This is a genomic window from Billgrantia ethanolica (genome assembly GCF_021404305.1).
GTDB classification, from domain to species: Bacteria; Pseudomonadota; Gammaproteobacteria; order Pseudomonadales; family Halomonadaceae; genus Halomonas; species Halomonas ethanolica.
In genome coordinates this window covers 163,155-180,600 of sequence record NZ_JABFTX010000001.1, presented here as the reverse complement: position 1 = coordinate 180,600, position 17,446 = coordinate 163,155, and the positions used below count along the sequence as shown (strand labels likewise).

At 64.0% G+C, this 17,446-nt stretch carries 15 protein-coding genes and 7 tRNA genes; 4 read left to right on the top strand and 18 right to left on the bottom strand.

Features of this window, described 5'->3' with window-relative positions:
* The 4 genes from cpaB to HOP53_RS00810 all read right to left on the bottom strand — a co-directional run bounded on the left by cpaB (position 1) and on the right by HOP53_RS00810 (position 3,029).
* Positions 1 to 831 (bottom strand): Flp pilus assembly protein CpaB, encoded by an 831-nt coding sequence (gene cpaB, locus HOP53_RS00825; RefSeq protein ID WP_234268169.1) that lies wholly within the window; start codon positions 829 to 831, stop codon positions 1 to 3.
* Positions 828 to 2,219 carry a P-loop NTPase and SpoVK domain-containing protein gene (locus HOP53_RS00820; RefSeq protein ID WP_234268168.1) on the bottom strand — a complete coding sequence of 464 codons (1,392 nt, stop codon included), beginning with the start codon at positions 2,217 to 2,219 and terminating at the stop codon, positions 828 to 830. The genes cpaB and HOP53_RS00820 overlap by 4 nt, the downstream gene beginning before the upstream one ends.
* Before the next feature lie 27 nt (positions 2,220 to 2,246).
* The gene (locus HOP53_RS00815) at positions 2,247 to 2,774 is read right to left on the bottom strand and encodes an A24 family peptidase (RefSeq protein WP_234268167.1); all 528 of its coding nucleotides are present in this window, start codon (positions 2,772 to 2,774) and stop codon (positions 2,247 to 2,249) included.
* Positions 2,775 to 2,843: 69 nt separating this feature from the next.
* Entirely contained in the window at positions 2,844 to 3,029 is a 186-nt protein-coding gene (locus HOP53_RS00810) for a Flp family type IVb pilin (RefSeq protein ID WP_234268166.1), read from the bottom strand.
* A 341-nt stretch (positions 3,030 to 3,370) separates the two neighbouring features.
* Between HOP53_RS00810 and HOP53_RS00805 the strand changes: the two genes are divergently transcribed.
* The gene (locus HOP53_RS00805; protein ID WP_234268165.1) at positions 3,371 to 4,471 is read left to right on the top strand and encodes an efflux RND transporter periplasmic adaptor subunit; all 1,101 of its coding nucleotides are present in this window, start codon (positions 3,371 to 3,373) and stop codon (positions 4,469 to 4,471) included.
* On the top strand, positions 4,471 to 7,587 hold the full coding sequence (locus tag HOP53_RS00800) for an efflux RND transporter permease subunit (protein WP_234268163.1): 3,117 nt from the start codon (positions 4,471 to 4,473) through the stop codon (positions 7,585 to 7,587). The genes HOP53_RS00805 and HOP53_RS00800 overlap by 1 nt, the downstream gene beginning before the upstream one ends.
* 127 nt (positions 7,588 to 7,714) lie before the next feature.
* On the opposite strand, the gene HOP53_RS00795 is transcribed toward HOP53_RS00800, so the two are convergent.
* From HOP53_RS00795 to HOP53_RS00730, 14 genes are all read right to left on the bottom strand, one after another.
* Complete coding sequence (locus HOP53_RS00795; RefSeq protein WP_191225061.1) at positions 7,715 to 8,140, bottom strand: DUF3617 domain-containing protein; 426 nt, start codon at positions 8,138 to 8,140, stop codon at positions 7,715 to 7,717.
* A gap of 120 nt (positions 8,141 to 8,260) precedes the next feature.
* Entirely contained in the window at positions 8,261 to 10,180 is a 1,920-nt protein-coding gene (locus HOP53_RS00790) for a putative bifunctional diguanylate cyclase/phosphodiesterase (RefSeq protein WP_234268161.1), read from the bottom strand.
* Positions 10,181 to 10,995: 815 nt separating this feature from the next.
* Positions 10,996 to 11,083 (bottom strand) — tRNA-Ser (locus tag HOP53_RS00785).
* Between the two features lie 105 nt (positions 11,084 to 11,188).
* Positions 11,189 to 11,692, bottom strand: a complete 504-nt coding sequence (locus tag HOP53_RS00780; RefSeq protein WP_234268159.1) for a YiiD C-terminal domain-containing protein — start codon at positions 11,690 to 11,692, stop codon at positions 11,189 to 11,191.
* A gap of 3 nt (positions 11,693 to 11,695) precedes the next feature.
* Positions 11,696 to 12,256 (bottom strand): nitroreductase family protein, encoded by a 561-nt coding sequence (locus tag HOP53_RS00775; RefSeq protein ID WP_234268157.1) that lies wholly within the window; start codon positions 12,254 to 12,256, stop codon positions 11,696 to 11,698.
* A 105-nt stretch (positions 12,257 to 12,361) separates the two neighbouring features.
* On the bottom strand, positions 12,362 to 13,195 hold the full coding sequence (gene queF / locus HOP53_RS00770; protein WP_234268155.1) for an NADPH-dependent 7-cyano-7-deazaguanine reductase QueF: 834 nt from the start codon (positions 13,193 to 13,195) through the stop codon (positions 12,362 to 12,364).
* Positions 13,192 to 13,965, bottom strand: a complete 774-nt coding sequence (locus HOP53_RS00765; protein WP_010627842.1) for an ABC transporter permease — start codon at positions 13,963 to 13,965, stop codon at positions 13,192 to 13,194. The genes queF and HOP53_RS00765 overlap by 4 nt, the downstream gene beginning before the upstream one ends.
* Positions 13,962 to 14,924 (bottom strand): ABC transporter ATP-binding protein, encoded by a 963-nt coding sequence (locus HOP53_RS00760; protein ID WP_234268148.1) that lies wholly within the window; start codon positions 14,922 to 14,924, stop codon positions 13,962 to 13,964. The genes HOP53_RS00765 and HOP53_RS00760 overlap by 4 nt, the downstream gene beginning before the upstream one ends.
* 166 nt (positions 14,925 to 15,090) lie before the next feature.
* Positions 15,091 to 15,165 (bottom strand) — tRNA-Gly (locus HOP53_RS00755).
* A 45-nt stretch (positions 15,166 to 15,210) separates the two neighbouring features.
* Positions 15,211 to 15,286 (bottom strand) — tRNA-Glu (locus HOP53_RS00750).
* A gap of 18 nt (positions 15,287 to 15,304) precedes the next feature.
* A tRNA-Gly gene (locus HOP53_RS00745) sits at positions 15,305 to 15,379 on the bottom strand.
* 52 nt (positions 15,380 to 15,431) lie between these two features.
* Positions 15,432 to 15,507 (bottom strand) — tRNA-Glu (locus tag HOP53_RS00740).
* A gap of 101 nt (positions 15,508 to 15,608) precedes the next feature.
* Positions 15,609 to 15,683: transfer RNA gene (locus tag HOP53_RS00735), tRNA-Gly, on the bottom strand.
* 60 nt (positions 15,684 to 15,743) lie between these two features.
* Positions 15,744 to 15,819, bottom strand: a tRNA-Glu gene (locus HOP53_RS00730).
* 156 nt (positions 15,820 to 15,975) lie between these two features.
* On the opposite strand from HOP53_RS00730, the gene msrB reads away from it, so the two are divergent.
* Positions 15,976 to 16,377 (top strand): peptide-methionine (R)-S-oxide reductase MsrB, encoded by a 402-nt coding sequence (gene msrB, locus HOP53_RS00725; protein WP_234268147.1) that lies wholly within the window; start codon positions 15,976 to 15,978, stop codon positions 16,375 to 16,377.
* A 68-nt stretch (positions 16,378 to 16,445) separates the two neighbouring features.
* A complete protein-coding gene (gene ylqF, locus HOP53_RS00720; protein WP_234268146.1) occupies positions 16,446 to 17,426 on the top strand; it encodes a ribosome biogenesis GTPase YlqF in 981 nt (326 codons plus the stop codon).
* The last annotated feature ends 20 nt before the right edge of the window (positions 17,427 to 17,446 follow it).

Sequence of the window (17,446 nt, the reverse complement as noted above, 5' to 3'; positions counted from 1 at the left end):
TCAGTTGCGCACGTTCACGGTGCTGGACTCGGTGCCGCGTATCACCATCACCTGACGCTGCGGCTGAACCGCAGGGGCCGCACGCGGTGGCGGCGGCGAATAGCTGGCTCGCGGCGGCTCGACGTTGAGCAGTTCGCGTTGGGCCGCCAGCAGGTCGGGTTTCTCCTCATGGTCGAGCGGATTGCGCAGGGTCAGCTGCACCTTGCCCTCCTGGGTGGCCTTGACCAGGGTCTCCGCCTGGGTCGGGTCCACCTCGAGGGTCACCGCCCGTACGATCACCGGGCCGTCGCGCTCCTGGGAGGCGATCTGATCCACCGCCAGTACCTTGAGGTTCTGCAGCACGGTCTTTGACTCCACGCTGTTGCGAGTGCCGTTGCCGTTGTTGCGAGTGGAGACCACGTCGACCCGGTTGCCCGGCAACAGGAACCCGGCCACGCCGACCACGTCGTCGACCCGCACGCTCATGGCTCGCTTGCCCGGATCGAGCAGCGCCGCCAGGGCACTGCCCCCCAAGTGCTCGGCCACGCGGCCCTCATGCAGAATCTCGCCGGCGTAGATCACCTGGTTGCTGATTCGTCCCACCACGCGCTCGATGTCGTCGAAGCTGCCCGGCGGCACCGAGTCAGGCGGCAACCGCATGACCCGCAGGTCGCTGGCCTGCACCGTGGTGCCGAAGGGGATCTGCAGCGCCGCCACCACCACCTGACCCGCCTCGGTCAGGGCGTCGCGCTCCTGGTGCTGCTCCTGCATCCAGCTCATGGCGATCAGTGCCGCACCGCCGGCCATCAGCAGCGAGACGCAGAACATCGTGACAATGCCTTTCTTCTTCATGACGCCTTCCTCCCACTCGTGTGAGCGTCACCGCCTTCGCGGTCATCGCTCGAGAAGTCTCCGAAGTAGGTCTGCCAGGCCCAGGCGAGCACCTCGCGGTCGAGGGTCTCGCCACCCCAGTAGCGCAGATGGTCCCCCGCCAGCCCCAGCAGGTCGCGGGGGTGACAGGCCAGCAGTGGTACACCGAGGCGGGCATGCAGCTCGTAGATGACGAAATCGACCAGAGCCGCATCGAAGTCGATGCCGCTCTCCCCGCACTGGCGGGCCCAGATCTCCCGGTAGGCCTCGCGGCCCAGCGGGGCGAAGCGGATCTTGTAGCCAATGCGGCGCAGGAAGGCGGCATCGGCCAGCGACAGCGGGTCCAGGTTGGTGGAGAACACCAGCGCCACGTCGAAGGGCACGCTGAAGTGGTAGCCATTGGCCAGCGCCAGGAAGTCGCGGCGCTCCTCCAGCGGCACGATCCAGCGATTGAACAGCTCCATGGGCGCCATGCGCTGACGACCCAGGTCGTCGATCACCAGCATGCCGTTGTTGGCCAGCAGCTGGATCGGCGCCTGATGAATATGGGTCGCGTGGTCGTACTGAACCTCCAGCCGCTCCATGGTCAGCTCGCCTCCGGTCACCACGCAGGGTCGCCGGCAGCGCACGAAGCGAGGATCGTGCCCCTCGGCCAGCAGCAGCCCCGCGCCGATGCCCTCGGCTCCTGGCGCTGCCAGCGGGCTGTGCACCGAGGGGTCGAAACAGCGTACCGCCTTGCCCCCCGCCAGAATGGCGTGGGGCACCAGTACCTCGCCGGGCAGCAGGCGCACCAGGCGGCGTGCCATGTAGCTCTTGCCGGTGCCCGGCTCACCGTGGATGAACATCGCCCTGCCGGAGTGCAGCCCCGGGCCAAGCTGGTCGAGCAGCGTCGGCTCGACCACGGTATCGGCAAAGGCCGCCATCACGTCGCTACGGGAGATTCCCACGTCGCTCAGGGCCTGAGCCCGTACCCGGGAGGTATAGACCTCCAGCGGTACCGGCGCCGGCCCGGCATAGCCGTCGCGGTTCAGCGCCTCCATGGCGGCGGCGCGGCCCAGTTCGGTGAGGCCGAAGCGCAGCGCGCCGCTCTCACTCTGGCCGCGTACCTCGGCGCGCCCCTCCCGGCGCAGCAGGTGGCACAGCGTTTCCACCACGCTGCCGGCCAGGGCTGCGCTGCGGCTGAGCTGGTGCAGGTCGAGTACACCCTGTTCGAGCAGCTGCTTGGAGAGCAGGTCCATCAGGTAGAGCGGCGAGAGCCCGGTCTCCTCGATGCTGGCAGGACGCGGCGGCAGGACATCGGCGGCAGCGGCCATGGACGAACCGACCGGCGCGGCATCTTCGCTGCCTGAATTGTCAAGTTTCGTATCCATGCCGGTTCTCCTCGCTTCGATTGGCGTTCAGGCCAGCGGCCACTGCCAGACGATCCAGGTAGTGGTACCCAGCGCAATGGAAACGGCAAAGGGGAATTTCTTGCCCATCACCTCACCCTTGGCAGGCGGAATATAGAGCGGCCTTCCGGTGGTCACCAGGGTGCGCATCATGAGGGAGTATCGCTCCCATGGGGAAATCGAATGCCGGAGAATCAATGCACTTAAAGCAAAGCCCATGGCGATAATTCCGCCGACGAAAATACTGATAAGCGCTGCTTGAAGCACACCAACAGGACCGAGAAAGGTACCTATCGCCGCCATCAGCTTGGCATCCCCGGCACCGGTAAAGCCCATCAGGTAACCCGGCAGCAGAATGGCCAATCCGACCAGCAGCCCGTAGGTGGCGGCCAGGACACCGCCGGCTCCCGCTGCCCACCCCTGCAGCAGAAACCCCACGGCGGCCCCGGCCAGAATAAGAGCGTTGGGGATGCGGCACGACTTAATGTCGGTAAAAGCCGCAAAGACCACTAGAGGAATAAATCCAATCTCTATCATGACCACACCTTTTCTTTATGAGCATTTAATACGCCGACTTCCCTGTCAGCATTTTTAAATGGAGAAACCTTATGGTGCAGCGCCACCAATTGCTGTATTCAATTGTGTCAATAGCGCACCAGCCCGAGTTCCTATTGCTGTAAAAATGGCTGCTCCCACTGCCACCACCAGCCCCCCAACCAAGGCCCACTCCACCACCTCGGTACCTTCTTCTTCGCGCCAGAAGCGCACGACACCCTGCATCAGCTTGCTCATGGTCTTTCTCCCATTTCAGGTTTGTTATCCAAGCTTGCTGTTGTCGGAGTCCGGCGCCTTTGCCCCGGCTCTCGTGACTCAGCATCGTCGTTACAAATCAGTTACGCTTGGAGAATCTTGCAGAGCGCTAGGAGGATCTTGCAGAGGTGGCGAACCTGCACGAATCGGCACAGGAGGAAAAAGCTGTGCAAAACCTGTACAATCAAAGCCAGGAAGTAGATAGGATATTGCGAATTTGTTGTCATATTGGTACGGGCCAATATGAGTAGCCTGGTAAGGAAAGAAAGCCAAAGGAGTTGGCTTCTTCCGTCGCGACCCGAACACTACGACAAGAGCCACCCATGACCACATCGCGCACTTCTTTTTCTGGAGCCTGGCGCTGGCTAGCCCCGCTCTGCCTGCTGCTGGCCGTCTCGCTGCCCCTGGCGGCTCAGGACCGTACCGCCGTAATCGGCGCCCGCGCCGCGCTGCAGCCCTGGTCCGATCCGCTGGAGGCGCTGGGTACGCTGCGCGCCGACGAGAGCGTGACACTCTCGGCCACGGTGACCGAGCTGGTCGCCGAGCTGAACTTCCGCGATGGTGAAGCGGTGGAGGCCGGCCGGATGCTGATCCGCCTGGAGGATGGTGAAGAGCAGGCCCAGCTGCGCGTCGCCCAGGCCCTGCGCGACGAACGCCGCAGCGCGGTGGACCGCCTGACCCAGCTGCAGAACCGCAACATGGCGCCGCGGGCCGACGTGGAAGACAGCCAGGCGCGGCTGCGCCAGGTGGAAGCCGAGATTCAGGGGCTGGAAGCGCGGCTGACCAACTATCGCCTGCGCGCCCCCTTCGACGGCGTGGTCGGCTTTCGCAACATCAGTGTCGGCAGCCTGGTCACCCCCGGCACCGAGCTGGTGACCCTGGACAAGCTCGACGTGATGAAGCTCGACTTCAGCGTGCCGGAACTCTACCTGGCGATCCTCGAACCCGGCCTGCCACTCTCCGCCCGCAGCGTGGCCTTCCCCGACGAACTGTTCGAGGGCGAGGTGAGCAGCATCGGCTCGCGGGTCGACCCCGTGAGCCGCAGCGTGACGATACGTGCCGAGATCGACAACCCCGAGCTGCGCCTGCGCCCGGGCATGCTGATGGAAGTGATCCTGCAGCGCAGCCCGCGCCAGGCCGTGGTGGTGCCCGAAGCGGCACTGATTCCCAGCGGTGACAGACAGTACGTGCTGGTGATCGACGAGGCCGACGAGAACCGCGTGGAGCGGCGCGAGGTGCGTGTCGGCGAGCGCCGTATCGGCCAGGCCGAGATCCTCGAGGGTCTGGAGCAGAATGAGCTGATCGTCTCCCACGGCGTGCAGCGCGCCCGGGAGGGCGACCGTGTGCAGCTGCTCGGCATCGCCGACGAGGAGACGTCCATTCGCGAGATTCTCGAGGCACATCGCGACGAGGGAGACGCCTGATGCGCCTCTCCGACATCTCCGTCCAGCGGCCGGTACTGGCCACGGTACTGGCGCTGCTTATCGTCGCCTTCGGCCTGCTGTCGCTGGAGCGGCTGTCGCTGCAGGAGTACCCCGCCATCGACCCGCCGGTGGTGAGCATCGACACGCGCTACCCCGGAGCGGCCGCCAACGTGGTCGAGTCGCGCATCACCCAGGTGCTGGAGGACCGAATTGCTGGGATCGAAGGCATCGAGGTGGTGACCTCTTCCAGCGAGGACGGCCGCTCGCGTATCAACATCGAATTCAATCTGGGCATGGACATCGACGCCGCCGCCAACGACGTGCGTGACCGCATTGCCGGCGCCCAGCGCAATCTGCCCGACGATGCCGACCCGCCCGAGGTGCAGAAGGCCGACTCCAGCGAAGAGATCGTGGTGTGGCTGAGCCTCTCCGGCGAGGGCTACTCCATGCCGGAGCTGACCGACTACGCCAACCGCTACCTGGTCGACCGCCTCTCGGTGCAGCCCGGCGTGGCCCGGGTGCGGCTAGGCGGCGGCCGCGACTATGCCATGCGCGTGTGGCTCGATCGTAATGCCCTGGCGGCGCGCAACCTGACGGTGAGCGACGTGGAGAACGCCCTGCGCGCCGAGAACGTGGAGCTGCCCGCCGGCTCCATCGAGTCCCGCGAGCGGCAGTTCATCGTGCGCCTGCCGCGCAGCTTCGCCGAGGCGGCGGACTTCCGCCGCCTGGCCATCGGCCAGGGCAGCGACGGGTACCTGATACGCCTGGGCGACGTGGCCCGGGTCGAGGTCGGCTCGGTGGACGACCGCTCGGTGTTCCGCGCCAACGGCGTGCCAATGGTGGGCCTCGGTATCATGATGCAGTCCACCGCCAACGTGCTGGAGCTCTCCCAGGGGGTGCAGGCGGAGATGGAGCGGCTGCAGGCCACCCTGCCCGAAGGCATGCAGATGAGCCTCAACTTCGATGCCTCGGTGTTCGTCGCCGGGGCCATCGAGCAGGTGGTGATCACGCTGTTCATCGCCATGGGGCTGGTGGTGGTGGTCATCTTCATGTTTCTCGGCAACGTGCGCACCACCCTGGTGCCGGCGGTGACGGTACCCATCGCCATCATCGGCTCGTTCATCGCGTTGGCCGCCATGGGTTTCTCGATCAACCTGCTCACCCTGCTGGCTCTTGTGCTGGCCATCGGCCTGATCGTCGACGATGCCATCGTGGTGCTCGAGAACATCAACCGGCGCATGCACGACTACGGCGAAACGCCGCTGGTGGCGGCCTTTCGCGGCACCCGCCAGATCGCCTTCGCCGTGATCGCCACCACCCTGGTGCTGATCGCGGTGTTCGTGCCGCTGAGTTTCCTGCAGGGCAACGTGGGCCGCCTGTTCTCCGAGTTCGCCCTGACCATGGCCGCGGCGGTGGCGATCTCCAGCCTGCTGGCGCTGACGCTCACACCGATGATGGCTTCGAAGATCCTCAAGCCCAACATGGACGACAGCCTGGCGGCCCGCGGCGTGCAGTGGCTGCTGGAACTGTCGCAGCGCATCTATCGGGCACTGCTCGAAATCGTCCTCAAGGCACGCCTGGCGGTGCTGGCGGTGTTCATCGCGCTGATCGCGGCCACCGTGTGGATGGCTGAGCAACTGCCCAACGAATACACCCCACGGGAGGATCGCGGCAACTTCATCATCCTGGTCAACGGTCCCGAAGGCGCCACCTTCGACTACATGATGGACTACATGGACGAGATCGAACTGCGCCTGCAGCCGATGCTGGACTCGGGCGAGCTCGAACGCGTGGTGATCCGCGCGCCGCGCGGCTTCGGCAACATCGAGAACTACAACGGCGGCTTCGCCATCATCAACATGGCCGACTGGGGAGAGCGCCGCAGCGCCTGGGAGATCATGGACGAGGTGCGCGAGCTGCTGGCCGATCTTCCCGGCATACAGGCCAGCCCGGTGATGCGACAGGGTTTCGGTCAGCGCGTGCAGAAGCCGGTGCAGTTCGTGCTGGGCGGCGGCACCTACGAGCAGCTGGCCGAGTGGCGCGATCTGATGTTCGCCCACATTCGCGAGCACAACCCGCGCCTGGCGGGCCTGGAGAGCGACTACCGCGAAACCCAGCCGCAGCTGCGCGTGGACATCGACTACGAACGGGCGGCTTCGCTCGGGGTCACGGTGACCGAGATCGGCCGCACTCTCGAAGTGCTGCTGGGCGGGCGCAACGTGACGCGCTACGTGGATGACGGCGAAGAGTACGACGTTATCCTCGAGGGCGACCGGGCTCGGCAGAACAGCCCCCGGGCGCTGGACAACATCCAGGTACGCTCGGCGCGCTCGGGCGAGCTGATCCCCCTGGCCAGCCTGGTGACCCTGACCGACTACGCCGGCGCCAGCACCCTCAATCGCTTCAACCGCATACGCTCCATCACCATCGAAGCCAATCTGGTGGATGGCTACCCGCTGGGCGAAGCGCTGGAGTACCTGGAGCAGACGGCCAGCGAGATTCTCCCGCCCGAGGCCCAGACCAACGTGGCCGGCCCCTCGCGAGACTATCGCGAGGCCAGCGGCGCCACCACCTTCCTGCTGGTGTTGGGAGCACTGGTGGTGTTCCTGGTGCTGGCGGCCCAGTTCGAGAGCTTCGTTCACCCCTTCGTGATCATGCTCACCGTGCCCCTGGCCATGAGTGGCGCCCTGCTCGGTCTGTTGCTGACCGGGCAGTCACTCAACATCTACAGTCAGGTGGGGCTGGTCATGCTGATCGGTCTGGCGGCCAAGAACGGCATCCTCATCGTCGAGTTCGCCAATCAGCTGCGCGATCAGGGCCTGGCCTTCCGCGATGCCCTGCTCGATGCCGCCGTGACGCGCCTGCGGCCGATCCTGATGACGGCGGTGACCACCATGGCCGGCGCCATCCCGCTGATCGTCTCCACCGGCGCCGGCGCCGAGTCACGCATGGTGATCGGCACGGTGATCATGGCCGGCGTGGCCGCCGCCACCTTCTTCACACTGTTCGTGGTACCGGTGGCCTACGACCTGCTGGCACGCCATACAGGCTCCCCGGGCGACGTGAAGCGGCGCCTGGAAACCGAGATGGACGAGGTGCCGGCCAACCCACGCTGACATCCGCCTACCTGAACCGGAACCTGCTGAGCTGAAAGCTGCTGATCCGAAAGCTGCTGATCCGAAAGCAGGAAGCGATGAGGGCCACCCTTGGGTGGCCCTCATTCGAAACCCGCGATGCGCGCGCTCAACACTCGCCGAGACGTTCGCCCTCGATGGCGGTCTCGAGACGCATCTGCCCCATGGGCGATTCGGTGTCGATGTTCACGCTACCCTCGACCCGCTCTCCCAGGAAGTCCATGCGACCGTCGATGTTGGCCTCGCCACCTTCGGCGCGACAGATCATGCGGTAATCGACGCCATCGGCGGAGACGTTGTGCTCGAGCAGCTCGCAGCCCTCTTCGACTTCCAGGAACTGGAAATCGGCATCGTCGAGGTCGCCCTGCACGATACACTCCTGATGACTCTCGGTCTGATCGGGAATCGGCACGTCGCCCTTGACGGAAGTGGTGCTGGTGAACTGCCACTGGCCCGGCACGATGTTGGGCGTATCGGCCAGCGCCGTCAGCGGGAACATCAGCACGGCAGCGGCAACCCAGGGTCGTAAGGACATGAAACTCTCCGTTGTGGTGGTAGGCATGCCAGAGGATAGAACCTCCACCGGCAATATGTAGGCACCAGCTTAACCCAGCAACAACAGGAAAAGGAGGAAACACAGCGTAACGCTTCCCCCTCAGGTGGGGATGAAGCTCTCGGCCACTCTCAGCTTGAGGTTCTCCCTGGCCTGCGGGCGGCCGAAATAGTAGCCCTGAAACACCTGACAGCCCTGCTCGAGCAACCAGCGATGCTGAGCTTCGCTTTCGACCCCTTCCGCCGTGACTTCCAGGCCGAGGCTCTCCGCCAGCGTGATGGTGGTATTGACGATGGCGGCGTCCACCGGGTCTTCGAGCACGCCGTTGACGAACGACTTGTCGATCTTCAAACCATGCAGGGGCAGGCGCTTCAGATAGTTGAGCGATGAGAAGCCAGTGCCGAAATCGTCCAGGGCGAAACGAATACCGAGCTTGCTGAGGCGCAGCATGATCTCACGCACCCACTGGGGATCCTCCATCAGCAGGCTCTCGGTCACCTCCAGCACCAGCCGGGCCGGATCGGCCCCTGTCACTTCCAGAGCGTGCTGCACGCGATCCACGAAGTCGGACTGGTGAAATTGCACTGAGCTGACGTTGACTGCAATGTAGAGACTCTCCTTGTCGCGCTCCCTGGCCCACTCGGCCAGCTGTCGGCAAGCCGTTTCGAGCACCCAGTAGCCGATCGACAGGATCAGCCGGTTCCTTTCGGCCAGGGGGATGAAGAGCATCGGCGGGACCAGGCCGCGCTTGGGATGGTTCCAGCGAATCAGGGCCTCGACACCGACCACGCTGGCGTGGCTGTCCACCTGAACCTGATAGTGCAGACACAGCTCATCGCGTGCCAGCGCCTGGTGCAGGTCGGCCTCGAGCGATACCCGCTCCATCACGTCGGCCTGCATCTCGGCATTGAAGAAGCGCAGCGTATTCCCACCAGCCGCCTTGGCTTGCTGCAGAGCAATGTCCGCCTGCCGCATGGCTGCCTCGACGTTGGCGTCACCGTCGGCGAACAGCGCGATACCGATGCTGGCAGTGATCGGCAGCGTCGGCAGTTGGTCGTCCTCGGCTCGGGCGTTGAGAATCTGGCTGAGCAGCTTCTCGGCTACACGCTCGGCGGCATGGGCAGCCTGCTCCACGTCGAGCCCCAGATCATGAATGAGCAGGACGAACTCATCCGCCCCCAGACGCGCAAGGGTATCGCTCTCCCGCACTACCTCCTCTAGACATCGGGCCACCTGGCTCAACAACCGGTCGCCGCTGTAAAGGCCCTGGGTCTCGTTGACGACCTTGAAATCGTCCAGGTCGATGAAAAGCAACGCCGCATAGCGCTCGCTGCGGCGCGTGCCCTTGACCACCATGTCGAGACGGTCCAGCAGCAACCGGCGGTTGGGGAGGCCGGTCAGAGGATCATAATAGGTCAGGCGGTATTTGCTCTCCTGGATGTCACGGTACTCGGTGACGTCGGTGGAGAAACCGCACAGCGCGCGAATCGAGCCGTCGGCGGCATGCAGCGGCAGCTTGATCGAGAGATAGGTACGGACGGTGTCGCCCGTATCCAGCACGTGGCCCTCTTCGGCCACCACTTTCTCGCCCTGCTGCAACACCCGTTGATCGTTGAAGCGCAGGTCCGCCGCCATGTTCGCACCGAAGAGGTCGAAGTCGGTCTTGCCGAGGATCGAGTCGGCCGGTATCCCGATGATCTGGGCGGTCTTGCGATTGACGTACTGATAGCGCAGATCTGCCGATTTGACGTAGATGCAAGCGTCGACGCTGTCCAGAATAGTCTCCAGCTCTTCCCGGCCAGCCCGCAGCCGCTCGCTCTCTTTCATCAGCCTGCGGCGATAGGCCAGCCCGGCGACGATCAGGACAAGCACCAGCACTACCATCAGCGCGAGCCCGCCCCACGTGGGAAAGAGAGGCAGTGCACCACCCCCTGCCGCCGCGAAGGCGGCCATCGGCAAGCCAGCCACTGCCCCGGCAGAAGCGGTACGGCTCATGCTGACCAGCCAGCCAGAATTGGACATCCCGTCACCTGGAAGAAATATGCGACAAATTATAGCTTATAGCAGAGAGTGCTAAAATTAGCCTAGAGTGATGGAATGCCCATCATCCACCCTGTCACGACAAAGCAAAAGCAAAAAATTGACGCCTCCAAGGCGACTTTTCGAGCTTTGAACACATACCCCAAACGAAAAGAGCCCGACCTCTCGGCCGGGCTGATCTTCGCCTCCGTGCTTCACCCTCGATCATCCTGATCGAGCTTCCCTGGATCTTGCATCGTCCTGATGCGGCCTTCCCTGTTTCGGGCTTCCTGCCCTTGTGACCAGCATGGCAGCTTTACAGAAAAATGCTGTTAACCTGGGATATGCTTTCTTGTAAGAAATAGCCTACAAAGCCTGTAAGAATTTACCTTCAGTAAGCCATTTGCCGATCAACCTGCCTCTCGTAACCCTCTGGTGACGCACAATTAAGTCAATCCAGCGATAGCAAGATGGCTGGCATCGGCCGTAAGACCCAACGCAAAGCGCTACAAAATAAAACAAGAAAGCCCGGCCTCTCAGCCGGGCTGAATCTTCGCTTCCCTTCTTCCACCTCGACCGTCCTGTTCGAGCATCCCTGGAAGTGAGTCGTCCTGACTCGGTCATCCCTGATGAGCCTCCCTGGCTCAGGTGTGCAGTCTGGCAGCCCAGAAGTCTGCTGTATTTAACCTGAGATAAGGGAGCTTGTAGGAAATGACGGACACGGGGCTGTAATAGCTACACCACAATCGCTACGGGGCTACTGTATTCAAGTCACGCATACGAAAAACCCGGCTCGCTGAGCCGGGTTTCGAAATCTGTGGCGGAGAGGGAGGGATTCGAACCCTCGAAGCCTTTCGACTTACACACTTTCCAGGCGTGCTCCTTCGACCACTCGGACACCTCTCCACATTGTGGTTCTCACGCGTTTGGCTGCGCCATGTGCGTCAGAACGGCGCAAAGTCTAACGGCTTAAGTACGCGTTTGCAAGCCGGTTTTTCGGTTCGAGCGCATTCAGCCGGCGGCCAGCACGGCGTAGTCGCCGTGCGCTTCCAGGCACAGCACATCGCCGCACCAGAGCTGCTGGACAAGACCGATGCGGCCGCGCCCACGGCTCGTCAGTCGCTCGGCCAGGCTCGCCGGCCCCTGTTCGCTCTGGGCAGCGCAGACGATGCGGTAATCGCCGGTAACGGGGGCCAGGAAGCGCTGACTGGCTTCGGCCACGACGACGTCGCGGGCGTAGCCGCGCTGGCGCAGCCACAGGGTGGTCCAACACCAGCCCAGCAGGGTGGTCTGGGCGGTGAGCGCCCCGCCGAAGCCGGTGCCCTTGTCGTTGAGGTTGGGCTCGAGCGCGAGCTCCCACACCAGGCTCTCCCCTTCCCAGCGCATCTCACGAATGCCCAGGTGCTCGACCATGGGAATGGCCTCGGCCAGCCAGGCGAGAAATGCCTGCGGCTCGTCGCACTGGCCGGGCTCGGGCAGCGCCAGCCGTGGGTGGGGTATGCCGATCTCACGCATGGGTCAGGTCCAGCGCTCGACGAAGTCGCCAATATTGTGCTCGGCAATGGGCTTGTGGCGCCCGCCCAGTTGGCCCAGATAGAGGAAGGCGATCAGCTCGTCGTCTTCTTCCAGCCCGAGCCCCTTGCGCACGGTGGGGTCGAAGGCGTACTTGCCGCTGCGCCACATGGCGCCAAGGCCAAGGGCATGGGCCGCGAGCAGGATGCCGTGGGCGGCACAGCCGGCGGAGATCACCTGCTCGAGCTTGGGCACCTTGGACACATCGGGGGTGACCTTGGCGATCACCGCGATGACCATGGGAGCGCGCAGCGGCTTCTTGCGCGCCGCATCCAGGGCAGCATCTTCGATGTCCGGGTCCTCACGGTACTCGGCCTCGGCGAACAGCTCGCCCAGCCGCTCGAGTCCCTCACCGGTGAACTCGATGAAGCGCCAGGGACGCAGCTCCTTGTGGTCCGGCGCGCGCAGCGCGGCGCGATAGATCGCCTCCATCTGCTCGGGACCGGGGGCCGGCCCCATCAGCTTGCCCATGGAGCTGCGTTCGTGCAGCAGGGTCAGTGCGTCCATACCATTTCCCATGCCAGGTCGTCGAAATAGATCAAACTCTACCAGCTGCCCCGCTGGCTGTCGTGCCGGGCCTAGCGTTTCGACAGAGCCACTGTTGCGAAGGGACTACTGTCTCGCCAAGCGCAGGGACTCGGGCGGGCGTTCGCCGGGGGTGGCGCGCCAGGGGCTGATGTCGAGCCCGCCGCGGCGCACGTAGCGCGCCAGCACCAGCAGTCGCTCCGGCTTCGCCTTGGCCAACAGGTCGGTGAAGATGTGCTCCACGCAGTGCTCGTGGAAGTCCTGATGCTGACGATAGCCGATCAGGTAGCGCAGCAGGCCTTCGCGGTCGAGCTTGGGGCCGCGGTAGCGAATCAGCACGCTGCCCCAGTCGGGCTGGCCGGTGACCGGGCAGTTGGACTTGAGCAGATGGGAGTAGAGCGTCTCCTCGACGATCTCCTCCCCCACTTTCAAGTGCTCGGCGCTGGGCGAGTAGGCGTCGATCTCGATGTCGAGCTCGTCCAGGCACTCCCCGGGCAGCCGACACACCGCCAGCGCCGCGTCGTCGACATCGAACAGCTCCACCGAGACCGGTGCCCCGGCAGCCTGGGCCAGGTCACGCTCGAGGGTGTCGATCACCTGTTCGCGGCTGTCGAAGCGGGTCTGGTTGAAGCCGTTGAGGTAGAGCTTCCACGACTTCGACTCGATCAGGTTGGGCGACTCCGCCGGCAGACGAAAACGTGCCACGGCCACCCGCGGCTTGCCGCGGGCGTTGAGCCAGCTCACCTCGAAGGCGTGCCACTCGTCCTCGCCAACGAAGGGCAGTTTGCCCTCTTCGATGCCCAGCGGCGCGCGATTGGCCGCGCGGGGGATGGGATAGAGCAGCCCGGCATCGTAGTGCTCGGGATAGGCGGACTCGCGCCCCAGCGGGGCATGCTCGAGCGTATCGGGTCGGTGATTCATGAACGTATTCCTTTGCCCCGTTCCAGCATCCACAGGGCGATGGCGAAGAGCACGATGATGAATGCGAAGATGGCCGTCAGCGCCCAGCCTACCGGGATGTCGGAGATACCGAGAAAGCCGTGGCGGAACACGTTGACCATATAGAGTATCGGGTTGAGCAGCGAGACGTTCTGCCAGAAGGTCGGCAGCAGCGAGATCGAGTAGAACACCCCGCCCAGATAGGTCAACGGCGTGAGCACGAAGGTCGGCACGATGGAGACGTCGTCGAACTTGTCGGCCAGCAGCGCATTGATGAAGCCGCCAATGGAGAACAGCGCCGCGGTGAGCACCACCACGCCGAGGGTCAGCAGCGGGTGAGCCACGCTGATGCGAGTGAAGAACAGCGATACCAGGGTGACGATGGCGCCCACCCCCAGGCCGCGGGCCATGCCGCCCAGCACGAAGCCGGCCAGGATCACCCAATTGGGCATGGGCGAGACCATCATCTCCTCCACGCTGCGCTGGAACTTGTTGGAGAAGAAGCTCGAGGCCACGTTGGAGTAGCTGTTGGTGATCACCGCCATCATGATCAGCCCCGGGACGATGAAGTCCATGTAGCTGAAGCCGTCCATCTCGCCGATGCGCGGGCCGATCAGGCTGCCGAAGATGATGAAGTACATGGCCATGGTGATGGAGGGCGGCAGCAGGGTCTGCGGCCAGATCCGCGTGAAGCGCTTGATCTCCTTGAGTACCAGGGTCCACAGGGCGATGGCGATCTGAGCGGCGCTCACTTGCTCACCTCCGCTCCGTCGAGTTCGCGCTGCATCTCATTGCCCTGCTCCACCATCGACACGAACATCTCCTCCAGCCGGTTGGCGCGGTTGCGCATGGAGACCACCTCGATGCCCTGTTCGCCCAGGGCGGCGAAAACGTCGTTGAGCCGCTGGCCGCGGTGTACCACCACGGCGAGCTGGGCGCCCTCCACCTTATGCACCTCGAAGCCCTCGACGTATGGGGCCTGCTCCACGGGGCGGGCCAGGTCGAACAGGAAGGTTTCGGTGTCGAGTTCGGCGAGCAGCTCCCGCACGCTGGTGTTCCTCACGATCTCGCCGTGATTGATGATCGCCACGTTGCGACAGAGGCTCTCGGCTTCCTCGAGATAGTGGGTGGTGAGGATGATGGTGGTACCCTCCTCGCGGTTGATACGGCGCATGTACTCCCACATGCTGCGACGCAGCTCGATGTCGACGCCGGCGGTGGGCTCGTCGAGAATCAGCAGCTTTGGGCGGTGCATCAGGGCGCGGGCGATCATCAGGCGGCGCTTCATGCCGCCGGAGAGCATGCGCGCACTGCCGTTGCGCTTGTCCCACAGGCCAAGATCCTTGAGCAGCTGCTCGGCCCGGGGTAGCGCCTCGCGGCGAGGCATGCCGTAGTAGCCCGCCTGAGCCAGCACGATGTCGATGACCTTCTCGAACTGGTTGAAGTTGAACTCCTGGGGCACCACGCCCAGGTGATACTTGGCCCGAGCGAAGTCGCGATCGATGTCGATGCCGAAGATCGAGACCCGACCGGCGGTTTTCTGCACCAACGAGCACACCACGCCGAGAGTGGTGGACTTGCCGGCCCCGTTGGGGCCCAGCAGGGCGAAGAAATCCCCCTGCTCGACGTCGAGATCGATACCCTTGAGGGCATGAAAGCCGTTGCCGTAGACCTTCGTCAGGCCACGGATCGACAGCGCCGGTTCGGCCATGGGACATCCTTGCGTTGGGATGAAGTGCAAGCTCAAGAGATTAGGGCGCGAAGGAATTTTTCAAGTCGCCGCCTGGAAAAACGCCGAAACCCTCGCCCATGGGCAAGGTCATCAAATTAAGTAGGGGGGGGCCGAGCCCTGGCATCTTGATGGGTGTAGAAGAAACTGGAGCGGGAAAGGAGATTCGAACTCCCGACCCTCGCCTTGGCAAGGCGATGCTCTACCACTGAGCTATTCCCGCTTATTGCCTCTGAAGTGTCGACATGAACATCACAGAGTATCGAAGTGGCGTCCCATAGGGGGTTCGAACCCCTGTTCCCGCCGTGAAAGGGCGGTGTCCTAGGCCACTAGACGAATGGGACGCAAAAGCCAGACCGTGCTGGAGCGGGAAAGGAGATTCGAACTCCCGACCCTCGCCTTGGCAAGGCGATGCTCTACCACTGAGCTATTCCCGCATGCACGAACGTCTATGCTATCGATAAAGCAACTGCTACCGCAACCGGAAGGTGGCGTCCCATAGGGGGTTCGAACCCCTGTTCCCGCCGTGAAAGGGCGGTGTCCTAGACCACTAGACGAATGGGACGCAAAAGCCAGACCGTGCTGGAGCGGGAAGGTGATTCGATCGGACTGGCGCACCAGCTCCCGACCCTTCACCGAACCTGCTCATTCTGCCGAAGCAGAATTTGGAGCGGGAAAGGAGATTCGAACTCCCGACCCTCGCCTTGGCAAGGCGATGCTCTACCACTGAGCTATTCCCGCACTCTGCTCTTGCACTTCGGTCCTGCACTCCGGTACCCGTTGAAAACAGCGTAAAACGAGTGGCGTCCCATAGGGGGTTCGAACCCCTGTTCCCGCCGTGAAAGGGCGGTGTCCTGGACCACTAGACGAATGGGACGCAGCCGTCTCGCTTTTGCCTCAACGAGGTGGCGCGAATGTTACTCAAGCCCCCCGAGGCTGTCAACTGTCGGCCTCGGGCTGGCCGAAAAGAGGGAAAACGGCCAAGCTTTCAGTGTCAGATGAAGCCGACGTCGCCCCCCGCAGGAGAGAGGCCATGCGCAAGAAGATCGTGAAGAGCGATGCCGAATGGCAAGCCCAGCTTACCCCTGAGCAGTATCGCGTGACGCGCCAGCAGGGCACCGAGCGCCCTTTCAGCGGCGACTATCAGGTGACCGACGAGCACGGCATCTACCACTGCGTGTGCTGCAATGCTCCGCTGTTCGAGAACGAGCACAAGTTCGAAGCCGGCTGCGGCTGGCCCAGCTTCGATCGCCCGCTGGGCCAGGCCGCCGTCGAGGAGCGTCAGGACGACTCCCACGGCATGCACCGTACCGAGGTCGTTTGCGCTCACTGCGATGCTCACCTGGGCCATGTGTTTCCTGACGGGCCGCCCCATACCACCGGGCTGCGCTACTGCATCAATTCGGTCGCCATCGCCTTCCATCCCGGCGAGTAGTCATCCCCCCTGCCGAGGCCGCCCTTCTGCTATGATGGGCGGCCTCGTACGGTTTGCAGGAGTGGCACATGCTCGGCTGGTATCCGGGACACATGAACAAGGCGCGCCGCCAGATACAAGAGGCGCTGCCGGAAATCGACGTGGCGATCGAGGTGCTCGACGCCCGCCTGCCCTACTCCAGTGCCAACCCCATGCTGGCCGGCCTGACCCGCCACAAGCCGGTGCTCAAGATCCTCTCGCGGGCCGACCTGGCCGACCCGGAGCGTACCCGGGAGTGGGTGGCGCACTTCGATTCGCTGCCCCACACCCGCGCACTGGCGGTCACCACCACCAACGCCCGCGAACTCAAGCGCATCCCCAAGCTGTGCCATGAGCTAGCCGGGCAGGTACGCGCCGACCGTGACGTGCGGGTGATGATCATGGGCATTCCCAACGTCGGCAAGTCGACCCTGATTAACGGCCTGGCCGGCAAGGCCATCGCCAAGACCGGCAACGAGCCGGCGGTGACAAAACGCCAGCAGAAGGTGCGTATCGCCGGCCGCGTGGCACTGATCGACACCCCCGGCGTGCTGTGGCCGAAGATAGAGGATCAGGCCAGCGCCTACCGCCTGGCCGCCAGCGGCGCCATCCGCGATACCGCCATCGATTACGTCGACGTGGCGGTGGTCACTGCCGCCGAGCTGGCCCGCCGCTATCCCGAGGCGTTGAAGGCCCGTTACAAACTGACCGCCCTGCCGCCCTACGCGCCCAACCTCCAGGCCGAGCAAGTAGAGGCGGATGGACCGAAGCGCATCGACCTGCTCGCCGTGGCCGGCTTCGACGGCCATGCGATACTGGCCGAGATCGCCAGCCGTCGTGGCGGGCTGCGCCCCGGCGGCGAGATCGACCTGCATCGCGGCGCCGAGGTCCTGCTGCACGAGCTGCGCGATGGCAAGCTGGGCCGTTTGACGCTGGAAACCCCCGCCGACATCCCGCCGCCGGAAGCCGACGAAGAGCCAACGCCACAAGCAGTGATCAACGATAGCGGCGACGTCGACAACCCCGCATAATCACTGAGTTCCGGCAGCAG

Bases quoted from the DNA above. Each gene is read 5' to 3' on its own strand.
- HOP53_RS00810 (WP_234268166.1), bottom strand. From the start codon at position 3,029: ATGAGCAAGCTGATGCAGGGTGTCGTGCGCTTCTGGCGCGAAGAAGAA.
- HOP53_RS00805 (WP_234268165.1), top strand. From the start codon at position 3,371: ATGACCACATCGCGCACTTCTTTTTCTGGAGCCTGGCGCTGGCTAGCC.
- HOP53_RS00780 (WP_234268159.1), bottom strand. From the start codon at position 11,692: ATGCGTGAGATCGGCATACCCCACCCACGGCTGGCGCTGCCCGAGCCC.
- queF (WP_234268155.1), bottom strand. From the start codon at position 13,195: ATGAATCACCGACCCGATACGCTCGAGCATGCCCCGCTGGGGCGCGAG.
- HOP53_RS00775 (WP_234268157.1), bottom strand. From the start codon at position 12,256: ATGGACGCACTGACCCTGCTGCACGAACGCAGCTCCATGGGCAAGCTG.
- HOP53_RS00815 (WP_234268167.1), bottom strand. From the start codon at position 2,774: ATGATAGAGATTGGATTTATTCCTCTAGTGGTCTTTGCGGCTTTTACC.
- msrB (WP_234268147.1), top strand. From the start codon at position 15,976: ATGCGCAAGAAGATCGTGAAGAGCGATGCCGAATGGCAAGCCCAGCTT.
- HOP53_RS00760 (WP_234268148.1), bottom strand. From the start codon at position 14,924: ATGGCCGAACCGGCGCTGTCGATCCGTGGCCTGACGAAGGTCTACGGC.
- cpaB (WP_234268169.1), bottom strand. From the start codon at position 831: ATGAAGAAGAAAGGCATTGTCACGATGTTCTGCGTCTCGCTGCTGATG.
- HOP53_RS00795 (WP_191225061.1), bottom strand. From the start codon at position 8,140: ATGTCCTTACGACCCTGGGTTGCCGCTGCCGTGCTGATGTTCCCGCTG.
- HOP53_RS00820 (WP_234268168.1), bottom strand. From the start codon at position 2,219: ATGGATACGAAACTTGACAATTCAGGCAGCGAAGATGCCGCGCCGGTC.
- ylqF (WP_234268146.1), top strand. From the start codon at position 16,446: ATGCTCGGCTGGTATCCGGGACACATGAACAAGGCGCGCCGCCAGATA.
- HOP53_RS00790 (WP_234268161.1), bottom strand. From the start codon at position 10,180: ATGTCCAATTCTGGCTGGCTGGTCAGCATGAGCCGTACCGCTTCTGCC.
- HOP53_RS00800 (WP_234268163.1), top strand. From the start codon at position 4,471: ATGCGCCTCTCCGACATCTCCGTCCAGCGGCCGGTACTGGCCACGGTA.